General features: G+C 70.4%; 20 protein-coding genes and 1 pseudogene. 14 read left to right on the top strand and 7 right to left on the bottom strand.

Annotated features, from left to right (window positions below; all coding sequences use genetic code 11):
* The first annotated feature begins 38 nt into the window (after nucleotides 1-38).
* From ACEL92_RS24595 to ACEL92_RS24565, 7 genes are read left to right on the top strand one after another with little or no spacing between them, the layout of a single operon-like run.
* Nucleotides 39-917, top strand: coding sequence for a xanthine dehydrogenase family protein subunit M (locus tag ACEL92_RS24595; protein ID WP_374023179.1), 879 nt, complete (start codon nucleotides 39-41; stop codon nucleotides 915-917).
* Between the two features lie 2 nt (nucleotides 918-919).
* Entirely contained in the window at nucleotides 920-1396 is a 477-nt protein-coding gene (locus ACEL92_RS24590; protein WP_374023178.1) for a (2Fe-2S)-binding protein, read from the top strand.
* Nucleotides 1393-3792: an aerobic carbon-monoxide dehydrogenase large subunit gene (locus ACEL92_RS24585; protein WP_374023177.1), complete on the top strand. Its 2400-nt coding sequence runs from the start codon at nucleotides 1393-1395 to the stop codon at nucleotides 3790-3792. The genes ACEL92_RS24590 and ACEL92_RS24585 overlap by 4 nt, the downstream gene beginning before the upstream one ends.
* A 51-nt stretch (nucleotides 3793-3843) precedes the next feature.
* On the top strand, nucleotides 3844-4713 hold the full coding sequence (locus ACEL92_RS24580) for an XdhC family protein (RefSeq protein WP_374026372.1): 870 nt from the start codon (nucleotides 3844-3846) through the stop codon (nucleotides 4711-4713).
* On the top strand, nucleotides 4710-5588 hold the full coding sequence (locus ACEL92_RS24575) for an AAA family ATPase (protein ID WP_374023176.1): 879 nt from the start codon (nucleotides 4710-4712) through the stop codon (nucleotides 5586-5588). The genes ACEL92_RS24580 and ACEL92_RS24575 overlap by 4 nt, the downstream gene beginning before the upstream one ends.
* A 13-nt stretch (nucleotides 5589-5601) precedes the next feature.
* On the top strand, nucleotides 5602-6246 hold the full coding sequence (locus tag ACEL92_RS24570) for an SRPBCC family protein (RefSeq protein ID WP_374023175.1): 645 nt from the start codon (nucleotides 5602-5604) through the stop codon (nucleotides 6244-6246).
* Between the two features lie 6 nt (nucleotides 6247-6252).
* Nucleotides 6253-7443: a VWA domain-containing protein gene (locus ACEL92_RS24565; RefSeq protein ID WP_374023174.1), complete on the top strand. Its 1191-nt coding sequence runs from the start codon at nucleotides 6253-6255 to the stop codon at nucleotides 7441-7443.
* Here ACEL92_RS24565 and eutC read toward each other — a convergent pair.
* Both eutC and ACEL92_RS24555 read right to left on the bottom strand, forming a co-directional pair.
* Nucleotides 7418-8152 (bottom strand): annotated as a pseudogene (gene eutC, locus ACEL92_RS24560) (ethanolamine ammonia-lyase subunit EutC); the annotation flags it as partial. The gene ACEL92_RS24565 and the pseudogene eutC overlap by 26 nt on opposite strands.
* Nucleotides 8149-9558: an ethanolamine ammonia-lyase subunit EutB gene (locus ACEL92_RS24555; protein ID WP_374023173.1), complete on the bottom strand. Its 1410-nt coding sequence runs from the start codon at nucleotides 9556-9558 to the stop codon at nucleotides 8149-8151. The pseudogene eutC and the gene ACEL92_RS24555, both read right to left, overlap by 4 nt.
* Nucleotides 9559-9586: 28 nt before the next feature.
* Here ACEL92_RS24555 and ACEL92_RS24550 point away from each other — a divergent pair, with 28 nt between their 5' ends.
* Nucleotides 9587-10708 (top strand): glycoside hydrolase family 76 protein, encoded by a 1122-nt coding sequence (locus tag ACEL92_RS24550; RefSeq protein WP_374023172.1) that lies wholly within the window; start codon nucleotides 9587-9589, stop codon nucleotides 10706-10708.
* Nucleotides 10705-12654, top strand: a complete 1950-nt coding sequence (locus tag ACEL92_RS24545; protein WP_374023171.1) for an acetoacetate--CoA ligase — start codon at nucleotides 10705-10707, stop codon at nucleotides 12652-12654. The genes ACEL92_RS24550 and ACEL92_RS24545 overlap by 4 nt, the downstream gene beginning before the upstream one ends.
* Here the strand turns inward: ACEL92_RS24545 and ACEL92_RS24540 are convergent.
* A complete protein-coding gene (locus ACEL92_RS24540) occupies nucleotides 12613-13323 on the bottom strand; it encodes a DedA family protein (protein ID WP_374023170.1) in 711 nt (236 codons plus the stop codon). The two genes, ACEL92_RS24545 and ACEL92_RS24540, sit on opposite strands and share 42 nt — an antisense overlap.
* 86 nt (nucleotides 13324-13409) lie before the next feature.
* Between ACEL92_RS24540 and fbaA the strand changes: the two genes are divergently transcribed.
* Complete coding sequence (gene fbaA / locus ACEL92_RS24535) at nucleotides 13410-14444, top strand: class II fructose-bisphosphate aldolase (protein WP_374023169.1); 1035 nt, start codon at nucleotides 13410-13412, stop codon at nucleotides 14442-14444.
* Here fbaA and ACEL92_RS24530 read toward each other — a convergent pair.
* Nucleotides 14441-15271: a hypothetical protein gene (locus ACEL92_RS24530; RefSeq protein WP_374023168.1), complete on the bottom strand. Its 831-nt coding sequence runs from the start codon at nucleotides 15269-15271 to the stop codon at nucleotides 14441-14443. The genes fbaA and ACEL92_RS24530 overlap by 4 nt on opposite strands.
* Nucleotides 15272-15394: 123 nt before the next feature.
* On the opposite strand from ACEL92_RS24530, the gene ACEL92_RS24525 reads away from it, so the two are divergent.
* Complete coding sequence (locus tag ACEL92_RS24525) at nucleotides 15395-15817, top strand: DUF3151 domain-containing protein (RefSeq protein WP_374023167.1); 423 nt, start codon at nucleotides 15395-15397, stop codon at nucleotides 15815-15817.
* Here the strand turns inward: ACEL92_RS24525 and ACEL92_RS24520 are convergent.
* Genes ACEL92_RS24520 through ACEL92_RS24510 form a run of 3 tightly spaced genes read right to left on the bottom strand, consistent with a single transcriptional unit; the run spans nucleotide 15814 to nucleotide 18170 of the window.
* Entirely contained in the window at nucleotides 15814-16710 is an 897-nt protein-coding gene (locus ACEL92_RS24520) for a cation diffusion facilitator family transporter (protein ID WP_374023166.1), read from the bottom strand. The genes ACEL92_RS24525 and ACEL92_RS24520 overlap by 4 nt on opposite strands.
* Before the next feature lie 41 nt (nucleotides 16711-16751).
* Complete coding sequence (locus ACEL92_RS24515; protein ID WP_374023165.1) at nucleotides 16752-17525, bottom strand: site-2 protease family protein; 774 nt, start codon at nucleotides 17523-17525, stop codon at nucleotides 16752-16754.
* A gap of 9 nt (nucleotides 17526-17534) precedes the next feature.
* The gene (locus ACEL92_RS24510) at nucleotides 17535-18170 is read right to left on the bottom strand and encodes a peptidase M50 (RefSeq protein WP_374023164.1); all 636 of its coding nucleotides are present in this window, start codon (nucleotides 18168-18170) and stop codon (nucleotides 17535-17537) included.
* Nucleotides 18171-18408: 238 nt separating this feature from the next.
* On the opposite strand from ACEL92_RS24510, the gene ACEL92_RS24505 reads away from it, so the two are divergent.
* The 3 genes from ACEL92_RS24505 to ACEL92_RS24495 all read left to right on the top strand — a co-directional run bounded on the left by ACEL92_RS24505 (nucleotide 18409) and on the right by ACEL92_RS24495 (nucleotide 21508).
* A complete protein-coding gene (locus tag ACEL92_RS24505; RefSeq protein WP_374026371.1) occupies nucleotides 18409-19320 on the top strand; it encodes a histidine phosphatase family protein in 912 nt (303 codons plus the stop codon).
* A 254-nt stretch (nucleotides 19321-19574) separates the two neighbouring features.
* The gene (locus tag ACEL92_RS24500) at nucleotides 19575-20873 is read left to right on the top strand and encodes an adenylosuccinate synthase (RefSeq protein ID WP_374023163.1); all 1299 of its coding nucleotides are present in this window, start codon (nucleotides 19575-19577) and stop codon (nucleotides 20871-20873) included.
* Nucleotides 20870-21508 (top strand): PaaI family thioesterase, encoded by a 639-nt coding sequence (locus tag ACEL92_RS24495; RefSeq protein WP_374023162.1) that lies wholly within the window; start codon nucleotides 20870-20872, stop codon nucleotides 21506-21508. The genes ACEL92_RS24500 and ACEL92_RS24495 overlap by 4 nt, the downstream gene beginning before the upstream one ends.
* Nucleotides 21509-21534 lie beyond the last annotated feature (26 nt).

Here is a 21534-nt window from a genome sequence, read left to right as displayed (position 1 = left end):
CATTGACGCCCCTGTCAGGGCGGCTGACACTGTGGCGCATGCAAGTACCCGGACCCTTCGAATACGAACGCGCCACCAGCGTCGACCACGCCATCGGACTGCTGGATCGGTTGGGGGAGGGGGCGCGCGTCGTCGCCGGTGGGCACAGCCTGCTGCCGATGATGAAGCTGCGCATCGCCAACCCCGAATACCTCGTCGACATCAACGACCTCGCGCTCGAGCTCGGCTACGTGATCACCGACCCGACGCTGGTGCGCATCGGCGCGATGACCCGGCACCGGGAGATCCTGGAGTCCGACACCCTGGCCGCGGTCTGCCCGATCTTCCGGGACGCCGAGCGCGTGATCGCCGACCCGGTGGTGCGCAACCGCGGCACCCTCGGCGGCTCGCTCTGCCAGGCGGATCCGGCCGAGGACCTGTCGACGGTGTGCACGGTGCTGGACGCGGTGTGCCTGGCCCGGGGGCCGTCCGGTGAACGCGAGATCGCGATCGACGACTTCCTGGCCGGACCGTACGAGACCACGCTGTCCCCCAACGAGATACTCATCGAGGTCCGGATCCCGGTGCGGCACAACAGCTCCAGCGCGTATGCGAAGGTGGAGCGCCGGGTGGGCGACTGGGCGGTCGCGGCCGCCGGGGCCAGTCTCACCCTCGACGGCGACCAGACCGCCGCCGCGCGGGTGGATTTGACGGCGGTGAATTCCGATCCCGCCGGTCTGGCCGAACTGTCGGCGGCGCTGGTCGGCCAGCCGGCCACCGAGAGCGTATTCGCCGAAGCGGGCCGGCGCGCCGCGCAGGCCTGCGACCCGGCCACCGATGTCCGCGGCAGCGCCGAATACAAGCGGCACCTGGCCTCCGAGCTGACCATCCGCACGCTGCGCACCGCCGCCGAGCGCGTGCGCGCAGAAGGGAACTGACCATGCAGGTGAACATGACGGTCAACGGTGAGCAGGTGAGCGCCGACGTCGAACCCCGGATGCTGCTGGTGCACTTCCTGCGAGATCAGTTGCGGCTCACCGGGACCCACTGGGGTTGCGACACCAGCAACTGCGGCACCTGCGTCGTCGACGTCGACGGTGTGCCGGTGAAGTCCTGCACCATGCTCGCCGTGATGGCCTCCGGCCACAGCGTCCGGACGGTCGAAGGGCTCGCAGTGAACGGTCAACTGGATCCGGTGCAGGAAGGGTTCATGCGCTGTCACGGGTTGCAATGCGGGTTCTGCACGCCGGGGATGATGATCACCGCCCGGGCGCTGCTCGACCGCGATCCCGATCCCGACGAGCAGACCATCCGCGAGGCGATCTCCGGGCAGATCTGCCGCTGCACCGGATACACCACGATCGTGCGGTCCATCCAGTGGGCGGCCAATCACGCTGCGGCGCAGGCGCAGTCATGACCACCATCGAATCCAGGCCGCCCTCGCCCGAAGACACCGCTGACAACGACCAAAAGCCCTGCGGCCACGGCCGGATGCTGCGCAAAGAGGATCCGCGCTTCATCCGCGGCCGCGGCACCTACGTCGACGACGTGGCGCTGCCGGGCATGCTGCACCTGGCGATCCTGCGCTCGCCGTACGCGCACGCCCGCATCGCGAGCATCGACGTGACCGCGGCGATGGCGCACCCCAAGGTCAAGGCGGTGGTCACCGGCGCGGACCTGGCCGAGAAGGGCCTGGCGTGGATGCCGACGCTGTCCAACGACGTGCAGGCGGTGCTGGCCACCGACAAGGTGCGATTCCAGGGCCAGGAGGTGGCGTTCGTCGTCGCCGAGGACCGGTATTCGGCGCGTGACGCGCTGGAGCTGATCGACGTCGACTACGACCCCCTGGATCCCGTCGTCGACGTCCGGCGGGCGCTCGACCCGTCGGCGCCGGTCATTCGCACCGACCTCGACGGCAAGAAAGACAACCACATCTTCGACTGGGAGACCGGCGACGCCGCCGCCACCGAGGCGGTGTTCGCGCGCGCCGACGTCGTGGTCAAGCAGGAGATCGTGTACCCGAGGGTGCACCCGGCACCGATGGAAACCTGCGGCGCCGTGGCCGATTTGGACCCGGTGACCGGCAAGCTCACGCTGTGGACCACCTCGCAGGCGCCGCATGCCCACCGCACCCTGTACGCGTTGGTGGCCGGGCTGCCCGAACACAAGATCCGGGTGATCTCGCCCGACATCGGCGGCGGCTTCGGCAACAAGGTGCCGATCTATCCCGGCTACGTGTGCGCCATCGTCGGCTCGCTGCTGCTGGGCAAGCCGGTGAAGTGGATGGAGGACCGCAGCGAGAACCTGACGTCCACCAGCTTCGCCCGCGACTACATCATGGTCGGCGAGATCGCCGCCACGCACGACGGCAAGATCCTGGCCTTGCGCTCCAACGTGCTCGCCGACCACGGCGCGTTCAACGGTCAGGCGGCGCCGACGAAATACCCGGCCGGGTTCTTCGGCGTGTTCACCGGCAGCTACGACCTGGAGGCCGCCTACTGCCACATGACCGCGGTGTACACCAACAAGGCGCCCGGCGGGGTGGCCTACGCGTGCTCGTTCCGCATCACCGAGGCGGTGTACTTCGTCGAGCGGCTGGTCGACTGCCTGGCCTTCGAGCTCAAGATGGACCCCGCCGAGCTCCGGTTGCGAAACCTGCTGCGGCCCGAGCAATTCCCGTACAAGAGCAAGACCGGCTGGACGTACGACTCGGGTGACTACGAGGCCACCATGCGCAAGGCCATGGAGATGATCGGGTACGACGCGCTGCGCGCCGAGCAGGCCACCAAGCGCGAGCGCGGCGAGCTGATGGGCATCGGCATGGCCTTCTTCACCGAGGCGGTCGGCGCGGGCCCCCGCAAGGACATGGACATCCTGGGCCTGGGCATGGCCGACGGCTGCGAGCTGCGGGTGCACCCGACCGGCAAAGCCGTTGTGCGGCTGTCGGTTCAGACCCAGGGCCAGGGGCACGAGACGACGTTCGCGCAGATCGTCGCCGAGGAGCTCGGCATCCCGCCCGACGACATCGACGTGGTGCACGGCGACACCGACCAGACCCCGTTCGGGCTGGGCACCTACGGCAGCCGGTCCACGCCGGTCTCGGGCGCGGCCGCGGCGCTGGTCGCCCGCAAGGTGCGTGACAAGGCGAAGATCATCGCCTCGGGCATGCTCGAGGTGTCGGTCGCCGACCTGGAATGGGAGAAGGGCACCTTCAGAGTCAAGGGCGACCCGTCTGCGTCGGTGACCATCGCCGACATCGCGATGCGCGCGCATGGCGCCGGCGACCTGCCCGAGGGCATCGAGGGCGGCCTGGACGCCGAAGTCTGTTACAACCCCGAGAACCTCACCTACCCCTACGGCGCGTATTTCTGTGTGGTGGACGTGGATCCGGGCACGGCGGTGGTCAAGGTGCGGCGCTTCCTGGCGGTCGACGACTGCGGCACCCGCATCAACCCGATGATCATCGAGGGCCAGGTGCACGGCGGCATCGTCGACGGCATCGGCATGGCCCTGATGGAGATGATCGCGTTCGACGCCGACGGCAACTGCCTGGGCGGGTCGCTGATGGACTACCTGATCCCGACCGCGGTGGAAGTGCCGCACCTGGAGACCGGTTTCACGGTGACGCCCTCGCCGCACCACCCGATCGGCGCGAAGGGCATCGGCGAATCGGCCACCGTGGGCTCGCCGCCCGCCGTGGTGAACGCGGTGGTGGATGCGTTGGCGCCCTTCGGGGTCCGGCACGCCGACATGCCGCTGACCCCGTCGCGGGTGTGGGAGGCCATGCAGGGCAGGGCGAGGCCCCCGATTTAGCGCGCCGTGACGATGCAGAGCGAGGAACGAGAGGAGGGGCGCAATCAGCAGATGACCGCCATCAGCGAACGGGCTCAACAGCTCCTGGCCGCGCGCACGCCGTTCGTGCGCGCGACGGTGGTACGCGCCCAACCGCCCGCCTCGGCGTACCCCGGCGACGAGGCGATCCTGTTGGCGGACGGCACCATCGAGGGCTTCGTCGGCGGCCAGTGCGCGCAGAACTCGGTCCGCAAGGCCGCGCTGGGCGCGCTGCAGGCGGGCGAAAGCGTGCTGCTGCGCGTGCTTCCCGACGGCGACGTCCACTTCCCCGAGGCGCCCGGCGCCTGCGTCGTGGTCAACCCGTGCCTGTCCGGCGGGTCGCTGGAGATCTTCCTGACGCCGCAGCTGCCGCCGCCGATGATCCAGATCTACGGCGAGACGCCGATCGCCGACGCCCTGGCCCAAATCTGCGTCGTGCTTGGTTACGAAGTTCGTCGCGACGCGCACATGACCGACGCCACCGCCATCGTGATCGCCAGCCACGGCGGGCCGGAGGCCGACATCGTCCGCGCCGCACTGGACCACGGCGTCGGCTACATCGGCCTGGTCGCCAGCCGGGTGCGCGGCGCCTCGATCCTGGGCCCGCTCGAGCTCTCCGACGCCGAGCGGGCCCGCATCCACACCCCGGTCGGGTTGCGCATCGGCGCCAAGACGCCGGCGGAGATCGCGGTGTCGATCGCCGCCGAGCTGATCGCCGGCATCCGCGCCGGCGACGTCGCCCGCGCCGTTTCCGTGCCGGCCCCCGCCGACGCGGTCGACCCGGTCTGCGGAATGACCGTGCCGACCGGCCCGGCCGTCGAGCACCTGCGGCTGGCCGGCACCGACTACTGGTTCTGCGGCCCCGGCTGCCGTACGGCGTTCGCGGAGAAAGCCGGCGCATGACGCCTGCGGTGTTCAGCGACGTCGACGACGTGATCGCCCGGTTCGACGCGCGGGACTACCTGCTGGACGTCGGGACCGCGTCCGCGATCTACCTGGCGGTCACGCTGGGCCGCCCCCTCCTGCTGGAGGGCGAGCCGGGGGTGGGCAAGACCACCGCCGCGAAAACCCTTGCGGGCGTGCTGGATACCCCGCTGGTGCGGCTGCAATGCTACGAGGGGCTGACCGCCGGCGAGGCGCTCTACGACTGGAACTACCAACGCCAGCTGCTGTCCATCCGGCTGGCCGAAGCCCAGCACACGGAGATCGCCGAGGCCGACCTGTACACCGAGGCCTATTTGGTCGACCGGCCGATCCTTCGCTGCGTGCGCCACCGCGGGCCCACCCCGCCGGTGTTGCTGATCGACGAGATCGATCGCGCCGACGACGAATTCGAGGCGCTGCTGTTGGAGTTTCTCGGTGAGGCCGCGGTCACCGTGCCCGAACTGGGCACCTTCGTCGCCGAGCGCCCGCCCATCGCCGTGCTCACCTCCAACCGCAGCCGCGACCTGCACGACGCGCTGCGCCGCCGCTGCCTGTACCACTGGATCGACTATCCCGAGGCTGCGCGCGCCGCCGCGATCGTGCGGCGCACGGTCCCGGGCGCCGCGGCCCCGCTGATCGAACACGTCACCCAATTCGTGGGCTCCGCAAGGGATCTCGACCTGGACAAGCCGCCGGGCGTGGCCGAGACCATCGATTGGGTCGCCGCCCTGGTGTCGCTCGGCGTGGCCGATCTGGTGGACCCGGCCGCCCTGGCGAGCCTGGGGGCGCTGGCCAAGACCCCCGACGACCGTACGCTCATTCGCGACGCGTTCGTGGAATACAGCCACACCTGAGAGGACCCCCCGGATGAAGATCGCCAACCAGTTCACCGTCAGCGCGCCCGTCGACCAAGCCTGGGACGTGCTGTCCGACCTGGAGCAGGTGATTCCGCTGATGCCCGGCGCGCAGCTCACCGGCCACGAGGGGGAGGACTACTCCGGCAAGGTCAAGGTCAAGGTGGGGCCGGTCACCAGCGAGTTCAGCGGAAAGGTGCGCTTCGTCGAGCAGGACCGGGGCCAGTACCGCGCCGTGATCGACGCCAAGGGCAAGGAGACGCGGGGCACCGGGAACGCGGCCGCGACGGTCACCGCCCAGCTGCAGGCGGACGGCGACAAGACCCACGTCACCGTGGACACCGACCTGAAGATCGTCGGCAAGCTGGCCCAGTTCGGCAGCGGCATGCTGCAGCAGGTGTCCGAGAAGCTGCTGGGGCAGTTCGTCGACTCGCTCGAGGCCAAGCTGGCCGCCGAGCTCGCCGCCCCGGCCACACCCGAGGGGCCCGCGCAGATCGGGCGTGTCCCGGAGCCGCAACACGTCGCCCCGGCCGCCGAGCCCGAGCCCATCGACCTGCTCGAACTCGCCGGGGCCGACCAGTTCAAGAAGTACGCCCCGCTGCTGCTGGCCGCGGTCGCCGGGCTGGTGCTGGGCTGGGTGCTCGGCCGGAGGCGTTAGCGACCCGTGGGCACGCCGGTGCTATTGCGGGGCGTCGACCTGGCGGCGTTCGCGGCGGCACTGGTTTCGCGGTTGCGCGCCGCCGGCGTCCACGTCTCCGCCGGTGGCCCGGCCGCCTTCGTGCAGGCGCTGCGGAAGCTGCTGCCCGACAACACGACCGCGCTCTATTGGGCGGCCAGGGTGACGCTGGTCAACCGGATGGAAGATCTCGGCGCCTTCGACGCCGTCTTCGCGGAGGTCTTCGGCGCCGCCGCCCCCGACGGCAGCGGCCGCCCCGCCCCGCGCCTGCCGCTGCCGGGCCCGAAGACGCCCGCGGCCGGCACCCTGCGGCCCGCCGGAAACGCGTCCGCGTCCGCCCAGAGCCTGCCCTGGGTGACCCGAGCGCTGGCCACCGCGGACGATGCGGCGGGCCCGAGCCTGCTGCTGCCGGACGTGCTGCCGAGCCGGATCGCCGCGCTGGCCGACGAACCGTTCGACCGCTTCGACACCCAAGACCTCCGCCTGCTCGGCGGATGGCTGGAGGCGACCGTCGCGCGCTGGCCGCGGCGGCGCAGCCGGCGGTTCGAGCGCAGCCCCGCCGGCAAGCGAATCGACCTGCGGGCCACCATGAACGCGTCGCGCAACACCGGCTGGGAAGCGATGGCCCTGGCGCGAACCCGGCCGCGACGCCGGCCCCGGCGGGTCGTTCTGGTCTGCGACGTGAGCCGCTCGATGCGGCCGTACGCCACCGTGTACCTGCATCTGATGCGGGCGGTGTCGCGCCAGGCCGGAACCCGCCCCGAGGTTTACGCCTTCGCGACCTCCCTGACGCGGCTCACGTCGGTGCTCGCCCACCGGTCCGCCGAGGTGGCGTTGCAGCGGGCCAACACCAAGGTCGCCGACCGGTACGGCGGCACGTTCATCGGGCGCAGCGTGAACGGACTGCTGGCCCCGCCGTACGGCAACGCGCTGCGCGGCGCCGTGGTGATCATTGCCTCCGACGGCTGGGACAGCGATCCCCCCGACGTGCTCGCGCACGCGATGGCCCGGGTGCGGCGGCGCGCCGAGGTAGTGGTCTGGCTCAATCCCCGTGCGGCGCAGGATGACTTCCGGCCGCTGGCCGGCTCGATGACCGCGGCCCTGCCGTACTGCGATCTATTTCTTCCGGCGCACTCGCTGGCCGGGATCCGCCAATTGCTGCTCGCGTTGTGTCTTTGAGGGCGACCCCCGACCGGCCGAGTTCGCGGGCGCCGGCGACCAGCGCGGCGGTCACCGCCGCGGCCGTCGGGTAGTCCAGGCCGTCGGGCGGGTGGATGTTGGAGACGCAGTTGCGGTCGGCGTCAGAGCGCCCCGGCGCCGGCCGGTGTGTCAGATAGATGCCCAGACTGTCGGCGACCGACAGCCCCGGGCGTTCACCGATAAGCACGAGGAGCGTTGTGACGCCGAGGGATTCACCGATGTGGTCGCCCAGCGCGACGCGCGCCTGGGTCGCGACGACCACCGGGGCGATCGTGTACCGGCCGTCGAATTCGCGGACCAGGGCCTCGACCATGCCCGCGGCGTGGTCGGTCAGGGCCCGGGGCGAGAGGCCGTCAGCGAGCACAAAACCGATGTCCGCCTGGGTTTTCGGCAGACCGGACAGGTCGTCCGGGCTGCGGCCGAGGTCGGGCCGGCGCAGGTATTCGCCGCGTGAGGTGGCCCGGCTGCGCACCCGCAGCGGCTCCTCGATGCCGACGGCCCGGAGCCGCTGGACGAGGTCGTCGACGTCGAGCGGGTCGTGCACGGCGTCGCGCGCCGCGGCGTGCGCGGCCTGGAACTCCAGGACGCGCCGGGTCGGCAGCGAGTCCCCCGCCCGCCCGAGCCCGATCCGCGCCTGCGTTCTCGCCCGCAGCGGAGCCCAGACGTCCGGGGGTTCCGGGTCGGTCATCGGCCGGCTGCCAGCGCGCGCAGCGGCGACGTCGCAGGGTCGACGGGCAGAACCCGGCCGTCGGCGTCGGCCATCCCCAGGCCGGCCAGCCATGTCTCGAATTCCGGAGCGGGCCGCAGCCCCAACGCTTTTCGCACGTACAGCGCGTCGTGAAAGGACAGGCTCTGATAGCCCAGCATGATGTCGTCGGCGCCGGGGACGGTGATGACGAACGCGGTGCCCGCCACGCCCAGCAGGGTGAGCAGCGTGTCCATGTCGTCCTGGTCGGCCTCGGCGTGGTTGGTGTAGCAGACGTCGACGCCCATCGGCAGGCCGAGCAGTTTTCCGCAGAAGTTGTCTTCCAGCCCGGCGCGGATGATCTGCTTGCCGTCGTAGAGGTATTCCGGCCCGATGAAGCCGACCACGGTGTCGATCAGCAGCGGCTGCAGCGCCCGGGCCACCGCGTAGGCCCGCGCCTCCAGCGTCTGCTGGTCGACCGGCCGGCCGCCCACGCCGAGATGGGCCCCGGCCGACAGCGCCGCACCCTGCCCCGTCTCCAGGTACATGACGTTGTCGCCGACGGTCCCGCGGCGCAGCGAGCGGGCCGCCTCGTTGGCCTCCAGCAGCATCGGAATCGAGGTGCCGAACGAGGAGTTGGCGCCCTCGGTGCCGGCGATCGACTGGAACACCAGGTCGACGGGCGCGCCCCGCTCGATCAGCTCCATCGTGGTCGTGACGTGGCACAGCACGCACGACTGGACCGGGATCGCGAACCGCTGCCGGACGTCGTCGAGCAGGTGCAGCAGGTCGGACGCCGCATGCGGCGAATCGGTCGCCGGGTTGATGCCGATCACCGCGTCGCCGCAGCCCATCAGCAGCCCATCGAGCAGCGCGGCGGCGATCCCGCGCGGGTCGTCGGTGGGGTGGTTGGGTTGCAGCCGGGTGGCCAGCGTGCCCGGCAACCCGATCGTGGTCCGGAAGGCCGCGGACGCCGTCGCCGCGGCGGCGACCAGGATCAGGTCCTGGTTGCGCATGATCTTCGACACCGCGGCAACCATTTCCGGCGTCAGCCCCGGGGAGACCGCGGCGATCCGCGCGGCGCCGTCGTCGCGGGACGCCGCGTCCAGCAACCAGTCGCGGAAGCCGCCGACGGTCAGGCCGGCGATCGGGCCGAACGCGTCGCGGTCGTGGCCGTCGATGATGAGCCGGGTGACCTCGTCGGTCTCGTATGGCACCACCACGTCGGTGAGGAAGGTCGCCAGGGGTATGTCGGCCAGCACCCACGCGGCCGCGGCCCGTTCGGCGTCCGACCCCGCAGCACAGCCCGCGAGCTGGTCGCCGGAGCGCAGCGGCGTCGCCTTGGCCATCACGTCGACCAGCCCGTCAAAGGTGTGCATGGTGCCCGAAATGGTTTGCCGGTAGCGCATATATCAGTATGAGGCAGGATCGGGGGCTATGGATCAGCTGTGGGTCAACCGGGCGGCCAGCTCCGAGGCCGCCGTCACGCAACGGCACCTCAGGCACCTCTGGGGGCTGCCCGCGACGCAGCTGGGCGTGGTGGCGTGGCCGTCGACGCGGCGCGACCGGATGTTCGGCACCTGGCACTACTGGTGGCAAGCGCACCTGCTGGACTGCCTGGTCGACGCGCAGTCGCGCGACCCGCAGCCCCAGCGGCACGCCAGGATCAACCGGCAGGTCCGTTCGCACCGGCTGCGCAACAACTTTCGCTGGACCAACAGCTACTACGACGACATGGCCTGGCTGGCGCTGGCGCTCGAACGCGCCGCCCGGATCGCCGGGGTCGAGCGACATCGCGCGCTGCCCAAGCTCGCCGACCAATTCCTGACCGCGTGGGTGCCCGAGGACGGCGGCGGCATCCCGTGGCGCAAGCAGGACCAGTTCTTCAACGCCCCCGCCAACGGCCCGGCGGGAATCTTCTTGGCCCGCTACGGCGACCGGCTGCGGCGCGCCCAGCAGATGGCCGACTGGATCGACGAGACCCTGATCGACCCGGAGACGCATCTGGTGTTCGACGGCATCAAGGCCGGGTCCCTGGTGCGCGCCCAGTACACGTATTGCCAGGGCGTGGTGCTCGGCCTGGAAACGGAACTCGCGGCTCGCACCCATGACGATCGGCATGCCCCGCGGGTGCATCGGCTGGTTGCGGCCGTCGCCGACCACATGGCGCCGACCGGCGTGTTGACCGGCGCCGGCGGCGGGGACGGCGGCCTGTTCTCCGGCATCACCGCTCGATACCTGGCGCTGGTCGCCACCACCCTGCCGGGGGACTCGGCCGGCGACGCCGCGGCCCGCGACACCGCCCGGCGGATCGTGCTGGCCAGCGCGAAGTCGGCCTGGGACTACCGCCAAACGATCGACGGGCTGCCGCTGTTCGGCCCGTTCTGGGACCGCGACGCCCAGCTGCCCGGCGCTGAGGGCGGGGAGGCGCAGTTCGTCGAGGGCGCGGTGAACAGCTCCGAGGTCGCCGAGCGGGACCTGTCGGTGCAGCTGTCGGGCTGGATGCTGATGGAGGCCGCCTGTAACGTCACCGCCGTGACCGCAGGGAGCGCGACATGACCGAACCCGGCAGCTGGATTCCCGACGAGGCCACGCTGGCCCGAGCGAACCTTACCCACTTCATGGCGTGGCTCGCCGAGACGGGCCGCGGCCAGTTCGGTGACTACCACGCGCTGCGGCGCAAGTCCGTCGACGACATCGAGTGGTTCTGGGACGCCGTCTGGCACTACTTCGACATCCAGGCGGACAGCCCGCCGCACGCGGTGCTGGGCAATCCCGCCATGCCCGGCGCCGAGTGGTTCCCCGGCGCCACGCTCAACTACGCCACCGAGATCTTCCGGCACGCCACCGACGAGCGCCCGGCGATGATCGTCGTCGGCGAGGACGGCGCCCGCGAGTGGTCGTGGGCCCGGCTGCGGCGCGAGACCGCGGCGTTCGCGGCCTACCTGCGCGGCCTCGGGGTGCGGCCCGGGGACGCCGTCGTCGGCTACCTGCCCAACGTCGGCGAGGCCGCCGTCGCCGCCCTGGCCGCCGCCAGCGTCGGCGCCATCTGGGCGGTGTGCAACCAGGACGTGGCCGTCGACGGCGTGATCGCGCGGCTGGGCCAGGTAGAGCCGGCCGTGCTGGTGGCCACCGACGGGTCGGTGTACGACGGCAAGCGCATCGACCGGCGCGCGGAGCTGGACACCATCCGGCGGGCGATGCCCAGCCTGCGGGCCACCGTGGTGGTGCCGCGGCTCGGGCTGGCGATCGACGGCGACACCGTCGGATGGGCAACGGCGGTGGAAGCCGACGCCGAGTTGGAGATCACGGCCGTGCCGTTCGCGCACCCGCTGTGGGTGATGTTCTCCTCCGGCACCACCGGCAAGCCGAAGGGCATCGTGCACGGGCACGGCGGCACGGTGATCGAGCACCTGAAATACCTGAGCCTGCAACTGGACCTGCACGAGGGCGAGCGCTTCCTCTGGTACTCGTCGACCAGCTGGATGATGTGGAACCTGCTGCTGTCCGGGCTGCTGGTGGACACCACGATCGTGCTCTACGACGGCAGCCCAACGCATTTGGGCACCGACGGGCTGTGGCGGGTCGCCGCCGAGGCGCACGTCAACGTGCTCGGCGCCGGCGCTGGTTACCTGCTGGCCTGCGCGAAGAAGGGGCTCAAGCCCGGGGCCACGTACCCGCTGGACGGGCTGCGTGCCGTGGGTTCCACCGGGTCGCCGCTGCCCGCCTCCGGATTCCGATGGGTGCACGAGGGACTCGGCCGGCCGGTCCCGGTGATCTCGATGAGCGGCGGCACCGACGTCTGCACCGCATTCATCGGCGGCTGCGCCATTCTGCCGGTGGTCGCCGGCGAGCTGTCCTGCATCTGCCTTGGCGCGGCCATCGAATCCTGGACCGGCGCAAACCATCCCGTGATCGGCGAGGAGGGTGAGTTGGTGATCACCAAGCCGATGCCCTCGATGCCGGTCTTCTTCTGGAACGACGACGACGGCAGCCGCTACCGCGCCGCCTACTTCGAGAAGTATCCGGGCGTGTGGTGCCACGGCGACTGGATCACCATCTCCGACCGGGGATCCGTTGTGGTCCACGGCCGTTCGGACGCCACCCTGAACCGGATGGGCGTGCGGATGGGCAGCGCCGAGATCTACACCGCGGTGGAGGGCATGCCGGAGATCGGCGACTGCCTCGTGGTCGGTGTCGAGCAGGACGACGGCGGCTACTGGATGCCACTGTTCGTGGCCCTGGCCAACGGCGCCGAACTCGACGACGGGTTGCGGTCCAGGATCGTCGCGGCCATCCGCCAGCACGCCTCCCCGCGCCACGTGCCCGACGACATCCTGGCGGTGCCGGGCATACCGCGCACGCTGACTGGCAAGCGGCTGGAGATACCGATCAAGCGGATCCTGCTGGGCGCGGCGCCGGGCGAGGCCGTGCAGCAGAGTTCGATCGACCGGCCCGAACTGCTAGACGCTTTCGTTGCGTACCGCAGGAGCCGCGTGTCCTGAGTCCGGCTCCGCCGGAGCCGGGGCCCGTCGGCGCGCCCGGTAGCTTTTCACGGCCGCGATGAACGCCGGCATCAGCGACACGAACAGGATGACCAGCAGGATCTTCTGCAGGTTGTGGTGTACGAGCGGCACGTTGCCCAGGAAGTAGCCCGCCAGTGTCACGCCGCCGCCCCACAGGATGCCGCCGACGATGTCGAAGCCGAGGAACACCGGGTAGCGCATGTAGGACACCCCGGCGACCGGCGGCACGAACGTCCGCACGAACGGCGCGAACCGGGCCAGGATGATCGCCCACGGCCCGTATTTCTCGAAGAAGGCGTGCGACTCGGTCACGTAGTGCTTCTTGAAGAACCGGGAGTCTTCCTTCTTGAACAGGGCCGGGCCGATCCGCCGGCCGATGAAATAGCCGGTCTGATCGCCCAGTATCGCCACCAGCGCGACGGCGGGGGCCAGCACCCAGATGGGCGCAGGCGGATTCGGGTGCGCGGCCAGCAGGCCGCCGGTGAACAGCAGCGACTCGCCCGGCAGCAGCGGAAACAGCAGCCCGGTCTCGATGAAGACGATGACCAGGATGCCGGGCAGTACCGCGGAGCCGAAGACCCCGTCGGCGCCCAACCAGTACATCGGGTCGAAGATGTGGGGCAGGGCCGTCACGGCGGTGCTGCTCATGATTCCTCAAGATACCGGCTTCGGGGTGAGCCCTTGACCATCCTGGACGATACTGGGTGCACCCGGCCGCAGCAGAGGAGTTCGCAATGCCCATCGCCACGCCCGAGGTGTACGCCGAGATGCTGGGCCGCGCCAAGGAAAACTCGTACGCCTTCCCGGCCATCAACTGCACCTCCTCGGAGACGGTGAACGCCGCGATCAGGGGCTTCGCCGACGCCGGCAGCGACGGCATCATCCAGTTCTCCACCGGCGGTGCGGAGTTCGCGTCCGGCCTGGGGGTGAAGGACATGGTGACTGGCGCGGTGGCGCTGGCCGAGTTCACCCGGGTGATCGCGGCCAGGTACCCGATCAACGTCGCTCTGCACACCGACCACTGCCCCAAGGACAAGCTGGACAGCTACGTGCGGCCGCTGCTGCGGATCTCCGCCGAGCGGGTGGCCGCGGGGCGGGATCCGCTGTTCGGATCGCACATGTGGGACGGCTCGGCCGTGCCGATCGACGAGAACCTGACGATCGCGCAGGAACTGCTCAAAGAGGCCGCGGCCGCCAAGATCATCCTGGAGATCGAGATCGGCGTCGTCGGCGGCGAAGAGGACGGCGTCGCCCACGAGATCAACGACAAGCTGTACACCACGCCCGAGGACTTCGAGAAGACCATCGAGGCGCTGGGCCACGGCGAGCACGGCAAGTACCTGCTGGCCGCGACGTTCGGCAACGTGCACGGCGTCTACAAGCCCGGCAACGTCAAGCTGCGCCCGGACATCCTGGCCCAGGGGCAAAAGGTGGCCGCCGCCAAGCTGGGCCTGCCCGACGGCGCCAAGCCGTTCGACTTCGTCTTCCACGGCGGGTCGGGTTCGCTGAAATCCGAGATCGAGGAGTCGCTGCGCTACGGCGTGGTGAAGATGAACGTCGACACCGACACCCAGTACGCGTTCACCCGCCCCATCGCCGGGCACATGTTCAGCAACTACGACGGCGTGCTCAAGGTCGACGGCGAGGTCGGCAACAAGAAGGTCTACGACCCGCGCAGCTACCTCAAGAAGGCCGAGGCGTCGATGAGCGAGCGCGTGGTGGAGGCCTGCGAGGACCTGCACTGCGCCGGCAAGTCCGTGAGCGCCTAGCCGCTGGGCGACTGGCAGATCTTCCACTGATCGTCGCGGTACTGCAGGTCCAGGCTGCGGGTGGAACGGACCTGCGGGTCGTAGGCCATGAACGTGGTGACGTTGGCCTCGGCGTGCTGGCCGTTGACCACCACCTGGTCGATGCTGGCGATCACCGGATACTGCCTGGCCGCCGACACCCGGCGGTAGGTCTCGTCCCACGAGTGCTCGTCGTAGTCGGCGTACCCGTCGCGGGTGGTGCCGCAGGTGATGGTGCGCAGCGTCGTCAGGTCGCCCTTTTGGATCGCGGTGTCGAAGCTTTGGATGGTCGTGCGGACCAGGTCCTCCTGCGACGCCTTCGTGTGCTTGCCGCGGGTGAGCAGCACGGTGCCCAGGATCGCGATTGCGGCCAGCGCCAGCACGATGACCACCAGCGCCAGCACCCAGCCCCAGTTGACCTGCCGGGAGGTGCGCAGCTTTCCACCGAGGCGGGGCGGAATCGATTGCGGCACAGCGGCTTTGGCGGGTGCTCCGAACTGCGCGGGCTGGCCTTCCCCGGGTGTGGAGAAGACCTCGGTGGCGGGCTCCGGGGTGGTGGCGATCACCGTGGTCTCTTTGGCGTCGAAACCGGGCGCGGTGAAGCGGCGTTCGCGCTGCGAGGCGTCGGCGTCGTCGCCGGGGCCTCGGGCGCCGCCGGCCGAATCGGGCCGGATCACGACGGTCTCGGTCTCGGCGTCGCTCGGTACCAGCGGAACGGCCTCGGTCGCGTCTTCGCCTGATTGCGCGGCCCATTCGTGCCCAGGCGCGTTCGGCGTGCCGCCGTGGTCGGGCTCGGGTGGCTGGGGCATGAGTACTGCTGTCCTCCGCTATCGGGTGGGATAGTTGGAGAGCTTAGCGACCCGCCCCCCTCGATGGGGTGATGGTCGAGGTCCGCCGCTCCGGCGAAATGCGGCAGCTGCAGAATGGGACCCATGACGCCGCCACGAGACCTCCTCGGACCCGACCCGACCCTGTTGCCGGGCGATCCCGACGCCGAGGCGGAACTGCTCGCCGGCGAGAAACCCGCGATCGTCGCGGCCGCGCACCCGTCGGCGTCGGTGGCCTGGGCGGCGCTGGCCGAGCAGGCGCTGGCCGACGAGCAGGCCATCACCGCGTACGCGTACGCCCGCACCGGCTACCACCGCGGGCTGGACCAGCTGCGCCGGAACGGCTGGAAGGGCTTCGGCCCGGTGCCGTATTCGCACGAGCCCAACCGCGGGTTCCTGCGCTGCGTGGCGGCGCTGGCCCGGGCCGCCGACACCATCGGCGAACCCGAGGAGTACCTGCGCTGCCTGGACCTGCTCGACGATTGCGACCCGCAGGCGCGGCCGGCGCTGGGGCTTCAGGAGAGCTAGAAGCTTTCCGAACACTCCGCTTCGCCCGGCCCGTCGATCTGCACGGTGGCATGCTGAAGCCCGCGCGCTGACAGCACGGTACGGGCGTCCTGCAGCACCCGGGCGGAGTCGCCCGTGCTGCGCAGATGCGCGGTGCACATGTCCTTGCCGGGCGACAGCGTCCACACGTGCAGGTCGTGCACGTCGGTCACGCCGTCGACGGCGCCCAGCGCCGAGCGCAGCTCCTCGACGTCGATGTGGGTCGGCGACGATTCGGAGAGGATCCGCAATGCGTCGCGCGCCAGCGAGATCGCCCGTGGCAACACCCACAGCGCGACCAGCACCGCCACCACCACGTCGGCGTACGGCCAGCGCGTCGTGACGGTGACGATGCCGGCGATGAGCACGCCGAGGCTGCCGACGCTGTCGGCGACCACCTCCATGTAGGCGCCCTTGACCGCCAGGCTCTGCCCGGAGTGCGACCGCAGCAGCAGCGCGACCACGAGGTTGGCGAGCAGGCCGGCCAGCGCGACCACGATCATCGGCACGCCGGGGACCGACGGCGTTTCGCGGAGCCGCTGGATCGCCTCCCACAGGATGAACAGGGCGACCCCCATCAGCAGTCCCGCGTTGGCGACCGCCGTGAACACCTCGGCGCGGTGCCAGCCGTAGGTCCGCGACGGGGACGAGCTGCCGCGGCGGGCCAGGGTGACGGCGGCCAGGCCCATGAAGACGGCGACGACGTCGGTCAGCATGTGGCCCGCGTCGGCCAGCAGTGCGATCGAGTTGATCAGCAACGAGGTGGTCAGCTCGATCACGAAGAACGCCGCCAGGATGGCGACGGCGACGACCATGCGGGGGATCAGGCGGGACCCGTCGGTCTCGGCGGGACTGTGATTGTGGCCGGCGCCCATAGCCAGAAATATATGCGGATTCACGCATATATGGCAAGGGGTCAGAACCAGCGGATCCAGAAGCGGGTCAGCAGGTTGCCCGCCGACACCAGCCAGGTCGGCACCCCCGAGAACTGGAAGAGCCAGAGCACGGCCCCGAAGAACCAGTGGCCCGCCGCCAGCAGCAGGAACAGCAGGATGAACAGGCCCCATTGCTTGGCCGGCGCGACCGCGCGCTGGGTCTCGGGGCTCAGGTGCGGTTCCAGCGCGTCGTACCCGTCCAGCCCCGGGATGGGCAGCACGTTCAGCACCACCGCGGTCAGCTGCAGGAAGCCCAGGAACGCCACCCCGGCCCACAGCACCGGGTGGGCCGGGTCGTAGAACAACCGGGTGAGCGTCAGCAGCAGCACCGCCAGCACCAGGTTGGCCGCCGGGCCCGCGAGGCTGACCAGGGTGCGGCGGTTCGGCGTCATGAACCACGTCCGCAGATACACGGCGGCGCCCGGCAGCCCGATGCCGCCCAGCACGATCACCACCATCGGCAGCAGGAGCGACAGCGCGGGATTGCTGTATCGCCGCGGGTCCAGCGTCAGGTAGCCGCGCACGGCGGCGTCGTGGTCGCCGAATCGCCAGGCGGTCACCGCGTGCCCGAATTCGTGCAGGCACAGCGACACCAACCAGCCGGCGATGACGAAGGTGAACACCCCGACGTACGCCAGCGGCCGCGCGCTCGTGCCGGCCAGCCAGGCCAGCGCGCCGCCGGCCGCCGTCACGGCCAGCAGGAGCAGGAACAGGGGACTGGGTCGCACCGATTCGCGCCGGGCGGGCAGGCTCACCGGTCGAAACTACCGGACCGCCAGCCACCCTTCGACGTTGCGGTAGAACGTCGACCGGCGCGCCGCGCGCGGCGCGGGAACGCCGTCGCGCACCACCGTGACACCGGTGCTGCCGAGCTGGACCGCGCGGCCGGCAAGCCAGCGGCGCCAGCCGGTGGGCACGCGGGCGCGCAGGCCCGGCACGGCGAGCGTCGGCTCGACGTCGACGGCCGGGGCGGCGCCGTCGAACAACACCGCGTCGTCGACCACCGCCTCGCCCCGGATGGCCGGCTCGCCCTCGGGCGGCGCCCACCCGGCCCGCCCGACGACCACCACCCCGGTCTCGTCGCGGACCAGCGTCACCCGCCGCGCGGAACCCCGCACGGCTCGTCGCGCCGCGCGCCGCCCGGCCGGCAGCCGGTAAATCCGGGTCGCGCGGGTGCGCCGTCGCGGCGCGTAGGCAACCTCGACGTCGAGCCGGTCCGCGCGCAGCAGCCGGGTCAGCACGGCGCCCAAATCGGCGTCGGCGCCGACGACCACCAGCCGCCGGTACGGGCCGATCGCGGTGTCGAGATCGGCCGTGTGGACCGGCAGGCCGGTCAGCGGGCGGGGCACGCGCCGATCACCGCACAGCACCACCGCCACGGCGCGATCCTTCTGCCTCACCAATACCCTTGTCTTCCAACGCTTGTCGTCTGTCCGGCGGCCAGACCCGCTGGGGGCCGGACGATCTCGTCATAACGACACAGTCACAACTCGATCTCGGACTGCGAAAGTTGTTGCGCCACGGCCTGACGGCAACCGGATACTTTACTCCTGCCACGGGGTCAAGGGATGGGTGGCCAAGAGAACGGAGAACTGCCATTCGCCGACTCACCGCCTTCTTCTCACCCGCGCGCCTCCATTGCTGACCAGGCAATTCCGCCGCGTTGGCGCCCTAGCGGTTTCGGCTGCCCTGCTGTGCGTCGCGCCGGCGACCGCCTCGGCCGACGAGTCGATCGTGATCGACTTGGTACGGCATGGCCAATCCGAGGGCAATGCGGCGGGCGTGATCGACACCGCGGTGCCCGGAACGGTGCTCACCGCCCTCGGCCAGCAACAGGCACAGAACATCGCCAACGCGCTGGCCGCGCAGGGTCCGTTCGCGGGGATCTTCGCGTCGCAGCTGACCAGGACGCAGCAGACCGCGGCGCCGTTGGCGGCCGCGCTGGGGATGAACGTCCAGACACTGCCCGGCCTCAACGAGATCGACGCCGGCGCGTTCAACGGGCAACCGCAGTTCAGCCTTGCGGGGCTGGCGTACCTGCTTGGCCCGGTGGCGTGGTTGCTGGGACTGCGCATCGTGCCGATGTTGGCTCCGGGCTCCACCGACACCAACGGATTCGAATTCCACAAACGCTTCAACGGCGCGCTGCAGACGATGTACGGCAACGCGGCGACCGACGCGGGTCGCTTCAACGACTCCCTGCAAACGATCTACGGCAATGCCATGGCCAACCCGGTCCGGTCCGCGGGCGGCAAGATCACCGAGGTCGCGTTCTCCAGCGAGTTCGCCATCGGCGTCGGGACGATGATGAGCGTCAGAAACCCCGACCCGCTGCTCCTGCTGTTCGACCCGTTGCCCAACGCCGGCGTGGTGGTGATCGCGGGCAACCCGCACGATGGCTGGACGCTGGTCAGCTGGAACGGGAAACCGGTGTGGCCGGGGTGGGCGGCCAAGAAGACCAACCGCGACCCCAAGCAACCCCTGTGCCTGATGTTGGACGCACCCACTGCCGGCGGCGTATGCGCCGCCGAACCGCGCGCGACGCCGTGAGCCGCGGCCGTGCGGGACACGAGTCGCGATCAAACGGCCCTTGGCGCGGGTACGCCGCTCCCCGACGTCTAGGATCGCCACGTGAGCGCGTCAAGCAAAGATGCCTCCAGCTACGCGCACGGTCCCGGAGCGCTCAACCGAGACCCTGATGCGGGCCGGCAGCTCGAGCCACCGGGTGCTGCCGCAAGCCGTTGCAGCGCTGCAAGATACGGTGCGCTGCCAGTCGAACCACAGTAAGCAGGCGGGAGCAAGTCATGCCGGCAATCGTCCTCATCGGCGCCCAGTGGGGCGACGAGGGCAAAGGGAAAGCCACTGACCTGCTCGGTGGGCGCGTGCAGTGGGTGGTGCGCTACCAGGGGGGCAACAACGCCGGGCACACCGTCGTCCTGCCCAGCGGCGAGAATTTCGCGCTGCATCTGATCCCCTCGGGCGTGCTGACCCCCGGCGTCACCAACGTCATCGGCAACGGTGTGGTCGTCGACCCCGCAGTGCTGCTCGACGAGGTCAAGGGCCTCGAGGACCGCGGCGTGGACACCACCAAGCTGCTGATCTCCGCCGACGCGCACCTGCTGTTGCCCTACCACGTCGCCATCGACAAGGTCACCGAGCGCTACATGGGCAACAAGAAGATCGGCACCACCGGCCGCGGCATCGGGCCGTGCTACCAGGACAAGATCGCACGCCAGGGCATCCGCGTCGCCGACGTGCTCGACCCCGACCAGTTGACCCACAAGATCGAGGCGGCGCTGGAACTGAAGAACCAGATCCTGGTCAAGATCTACAACCGCAAGGCGCTGGACCCGCACCAGGTCGTCGACGCCCTGCTGCACCAGGCCGAGGGCTTCCGGCACCGCATCCGCGACACCCGGCGGCTGCTCAACACCGCGCTCGAGACCGGCGAGACGGTGCTGCTGGAGGGCTCGCAGGGCACCCTGCTCGACGTCGACCACGGCACGTATCCCTATGTCACGTCGTCGAATCCGACCGCTGGCGGCGCGGCCGTCGGGTCCGGCATCGGCCCCACCCGCATCACCACCGTCCTCGGGATCCTCAAGGCCTACACCACCCGCGTGGGGTCCGGGCCGTTCCCCACCGAGCTGTTCGACGAGAACGGCGAATACCTGTCCAAGACGGGCGGCGAGTTCGGTGTCACCACCGGGCGGCGGCGGCGCTGCGGCTGGTTCGACGCCGTGATCGCGCGCTACGCCACGCGGGTCAACGGCATCACCGACTTCTTCCTGACCAAGCTCGACGTGCTCTCCAGCCTGGAGACGGTTCCCATCTGCGTCGGTTATCGCATCGACGGCGACCGCACCAACGACATGCCGATGACGCAGAGCGACCTGGCCCGCGCCGAGCCGATCTACGAGGAGCTGCCCGGCTGGTGGGAGGACATCTCCGGCGCACGCGAATTCGACGACCTGCCCGCCAAGGCGCGTGACTACGTGCTGCGGCTGGAAGAGCTTGCCGGGGCCCATGTTTCGTGCATCGGTGTCGGTCCGGGACGGGAACAGACGATCGTGCGCCGCGACGTGCTGGCGGCGCGCCCGTGACGGAAGCCGACCCGAAAGAACTCGATCCCGACTACGAACACCACGGCGGCTTCCCCGAATACGGCCCGGCCAGCCCGGGCCCGGGGTTCGGCCGGTTCGTCGTCGCCATGCGTGCGCTGCAGGACCTGGCGGTGTCCGCCGACCCCGGTGACGACGTGTGGGACGACGCGGCCGACCGCGCCGCGAACCTGGTGGAGTTGCTGGGCCAGTTTCAGGCCGACGAAGGCAAGGCGCCGGCCGGGCGGACGCCCGACCTGCCCGGCATGGGCAGCCTGCTGCTGCCGCCCTGGACGTTGACCAAGTACGCGCCGGACGGCGTCGAGATGACCGGCTATTTCACCCGGTTCCACGTCGGCGGCAACCACGCCGTGCACGGGGGTGTGCTGCCGCTGTTGTTCGACCACATGTTCGGCATGGTGTCGCACGCCGCGGGGCGGCCGATCAGCCGCACCGCCTTCCTGCACGTCGACTACCGCAAGATCACCCCGATCGATGCGCCGCTGGTGGTGCGCGGCCGGGTCACGAGCACCGAGGGCCGCAAGGCGTTCGTCGCCGCCGAACTCCGCGACGGTGACGAGGCGGTGCTGGCCGAGGCCAACGGGCTGATGGTGCGGCTGCTTCCCGGTCAGCCTTGAGTTCCCGGCAGCGCACCTATCCTTGA

It is taken from the genome of Mycobacterium hainanense, from assembly GCF_041890355.1.
GTDB lineage: Bacteria > Actinomycetota > Actinomycetes > Mycobacteriales > Mycobacteriaceae > Mycobacterium > Mycobacterium hainanense.
The sequence above is the reverse complement of the archived record's forward strand: the minus strand, read 5'-3'. Positions and strand labels throughout refer to the sequence as shown.

What these genes read in the sequence shown, in the direction of transcription:
- ACEL92_RS24595 (WP_374023179.1), top strand. Translation starts at nt 39, where the DNA reads ATGCAAGTACCCGGACCCTTCGAATACGAACGCGCCACCAGCGTCGAC.
- ACEL92_RS24590 (WP_374023178.1), top strand. Translation starts at nt 920, where the DNA reads ATGCAGGTGAACATGACGGTCAACGGTGAGCAGGTGAGCGCCGACGTC.
- ACEL92_RS24585 (WP_374023177.1), top strand. Translation starts at nt 1,393, where the DNA reads ATGACCACCATCGAATCCAGGCCGCCCTCGCCCGAAGACACCGCTGAC.
- ACEL92_RS24580 (WP_374026372.1), top strand. Translation starts at nt 3,844, where the DNA reads ATGACCGCCATCAGCGAACGGGCTCAACAGCTCCTGGCCGCGCGCACG.
- ACEL92_RS24575 (WP_374023176.1), top strand. Translation starts at nt 4,710, where the DNA reads ATGACGCCTGCGGTGTTCAGCGACGTCGACGACGTGATCGCCCGGTTC.
- ACEL92_RS24570 (WP_374023175.1), top strand. Translation starts at nt 5,602, where the DNA reads ATGAAGATCGCCAACCAGTTCACCGTCAGCGCGCCCGTCGACCAAGCC.
- ACEL92_RS24555 (WP_374023173.1), bottom strand. Translation starts at nt 9,558, where the DNA reads ATGCGCTACCGGCAAACCATTTCGGGCACCATGCACACCTTTGACGGG.
- ACEL92_RS24550 (WP_374023172.1), top strand. Translation starts at nt 9,587, where the DNA reads ATGGATCAGCTGTGGGTCAACCGGGCGGCCAGCTCCGAGGCCGCCGTC.
- ACEL92_RS24545 (WP_374023171.1), top strand. Translation starts at nt 10,705, where the DNA reads ATGACCGAACCCGGCAGCTGGATTCCCGACGAGGCCACGCTGGCCCGA.
- ACEL92_RS24540 (WP_374023170.1), bottom strand. Translation starts at nt 13,323, where the DNA reads ATGAGCAGCACCGCCGTGACGGCCCTGCCCCACATCTTCGACCCGATG.
- fbaA (WP_374023169.1), top strand. Translation starts at nt 13,410, where the DNA reads ATGCCCATCGCCACGCCCGAGGTGTACGCCGAGATGCTGGGCCGCGCC.
- ACEL92_RS24530 (WP_374023168.1), bottom strand. Translation starts at nt 15,271, where the DNA reads ATGCCCCAGCCACCCGAGCCCGACCACGGCGGCACGCCGAACGCGCCT.
- ACEL92_RS24525 (WP_374023167.1), top strand. Translation starts at nt 15,395, where the DNA reads ATGACGCCGCCACGAGACCTCCTCGGACCCGACCCGACCCTGTTGCCG.
- ACEL92_RS24520 (WP_374023166.1), bottom strand. Translation starts at nt 16,710, where the DNA reads ATGGGCGCCGGCCACAATCACAGTCCCGCCGAGACCGACGGGTCCCGC.
- ACEL92_RS24500 (WP_374023163.1), top strand. Translation starts at nt 19,575, where the DNA reads ATGCCGGCAATCGTCCTCATCGGCGCCCAGTGGGGCGACGAGGGCAAA.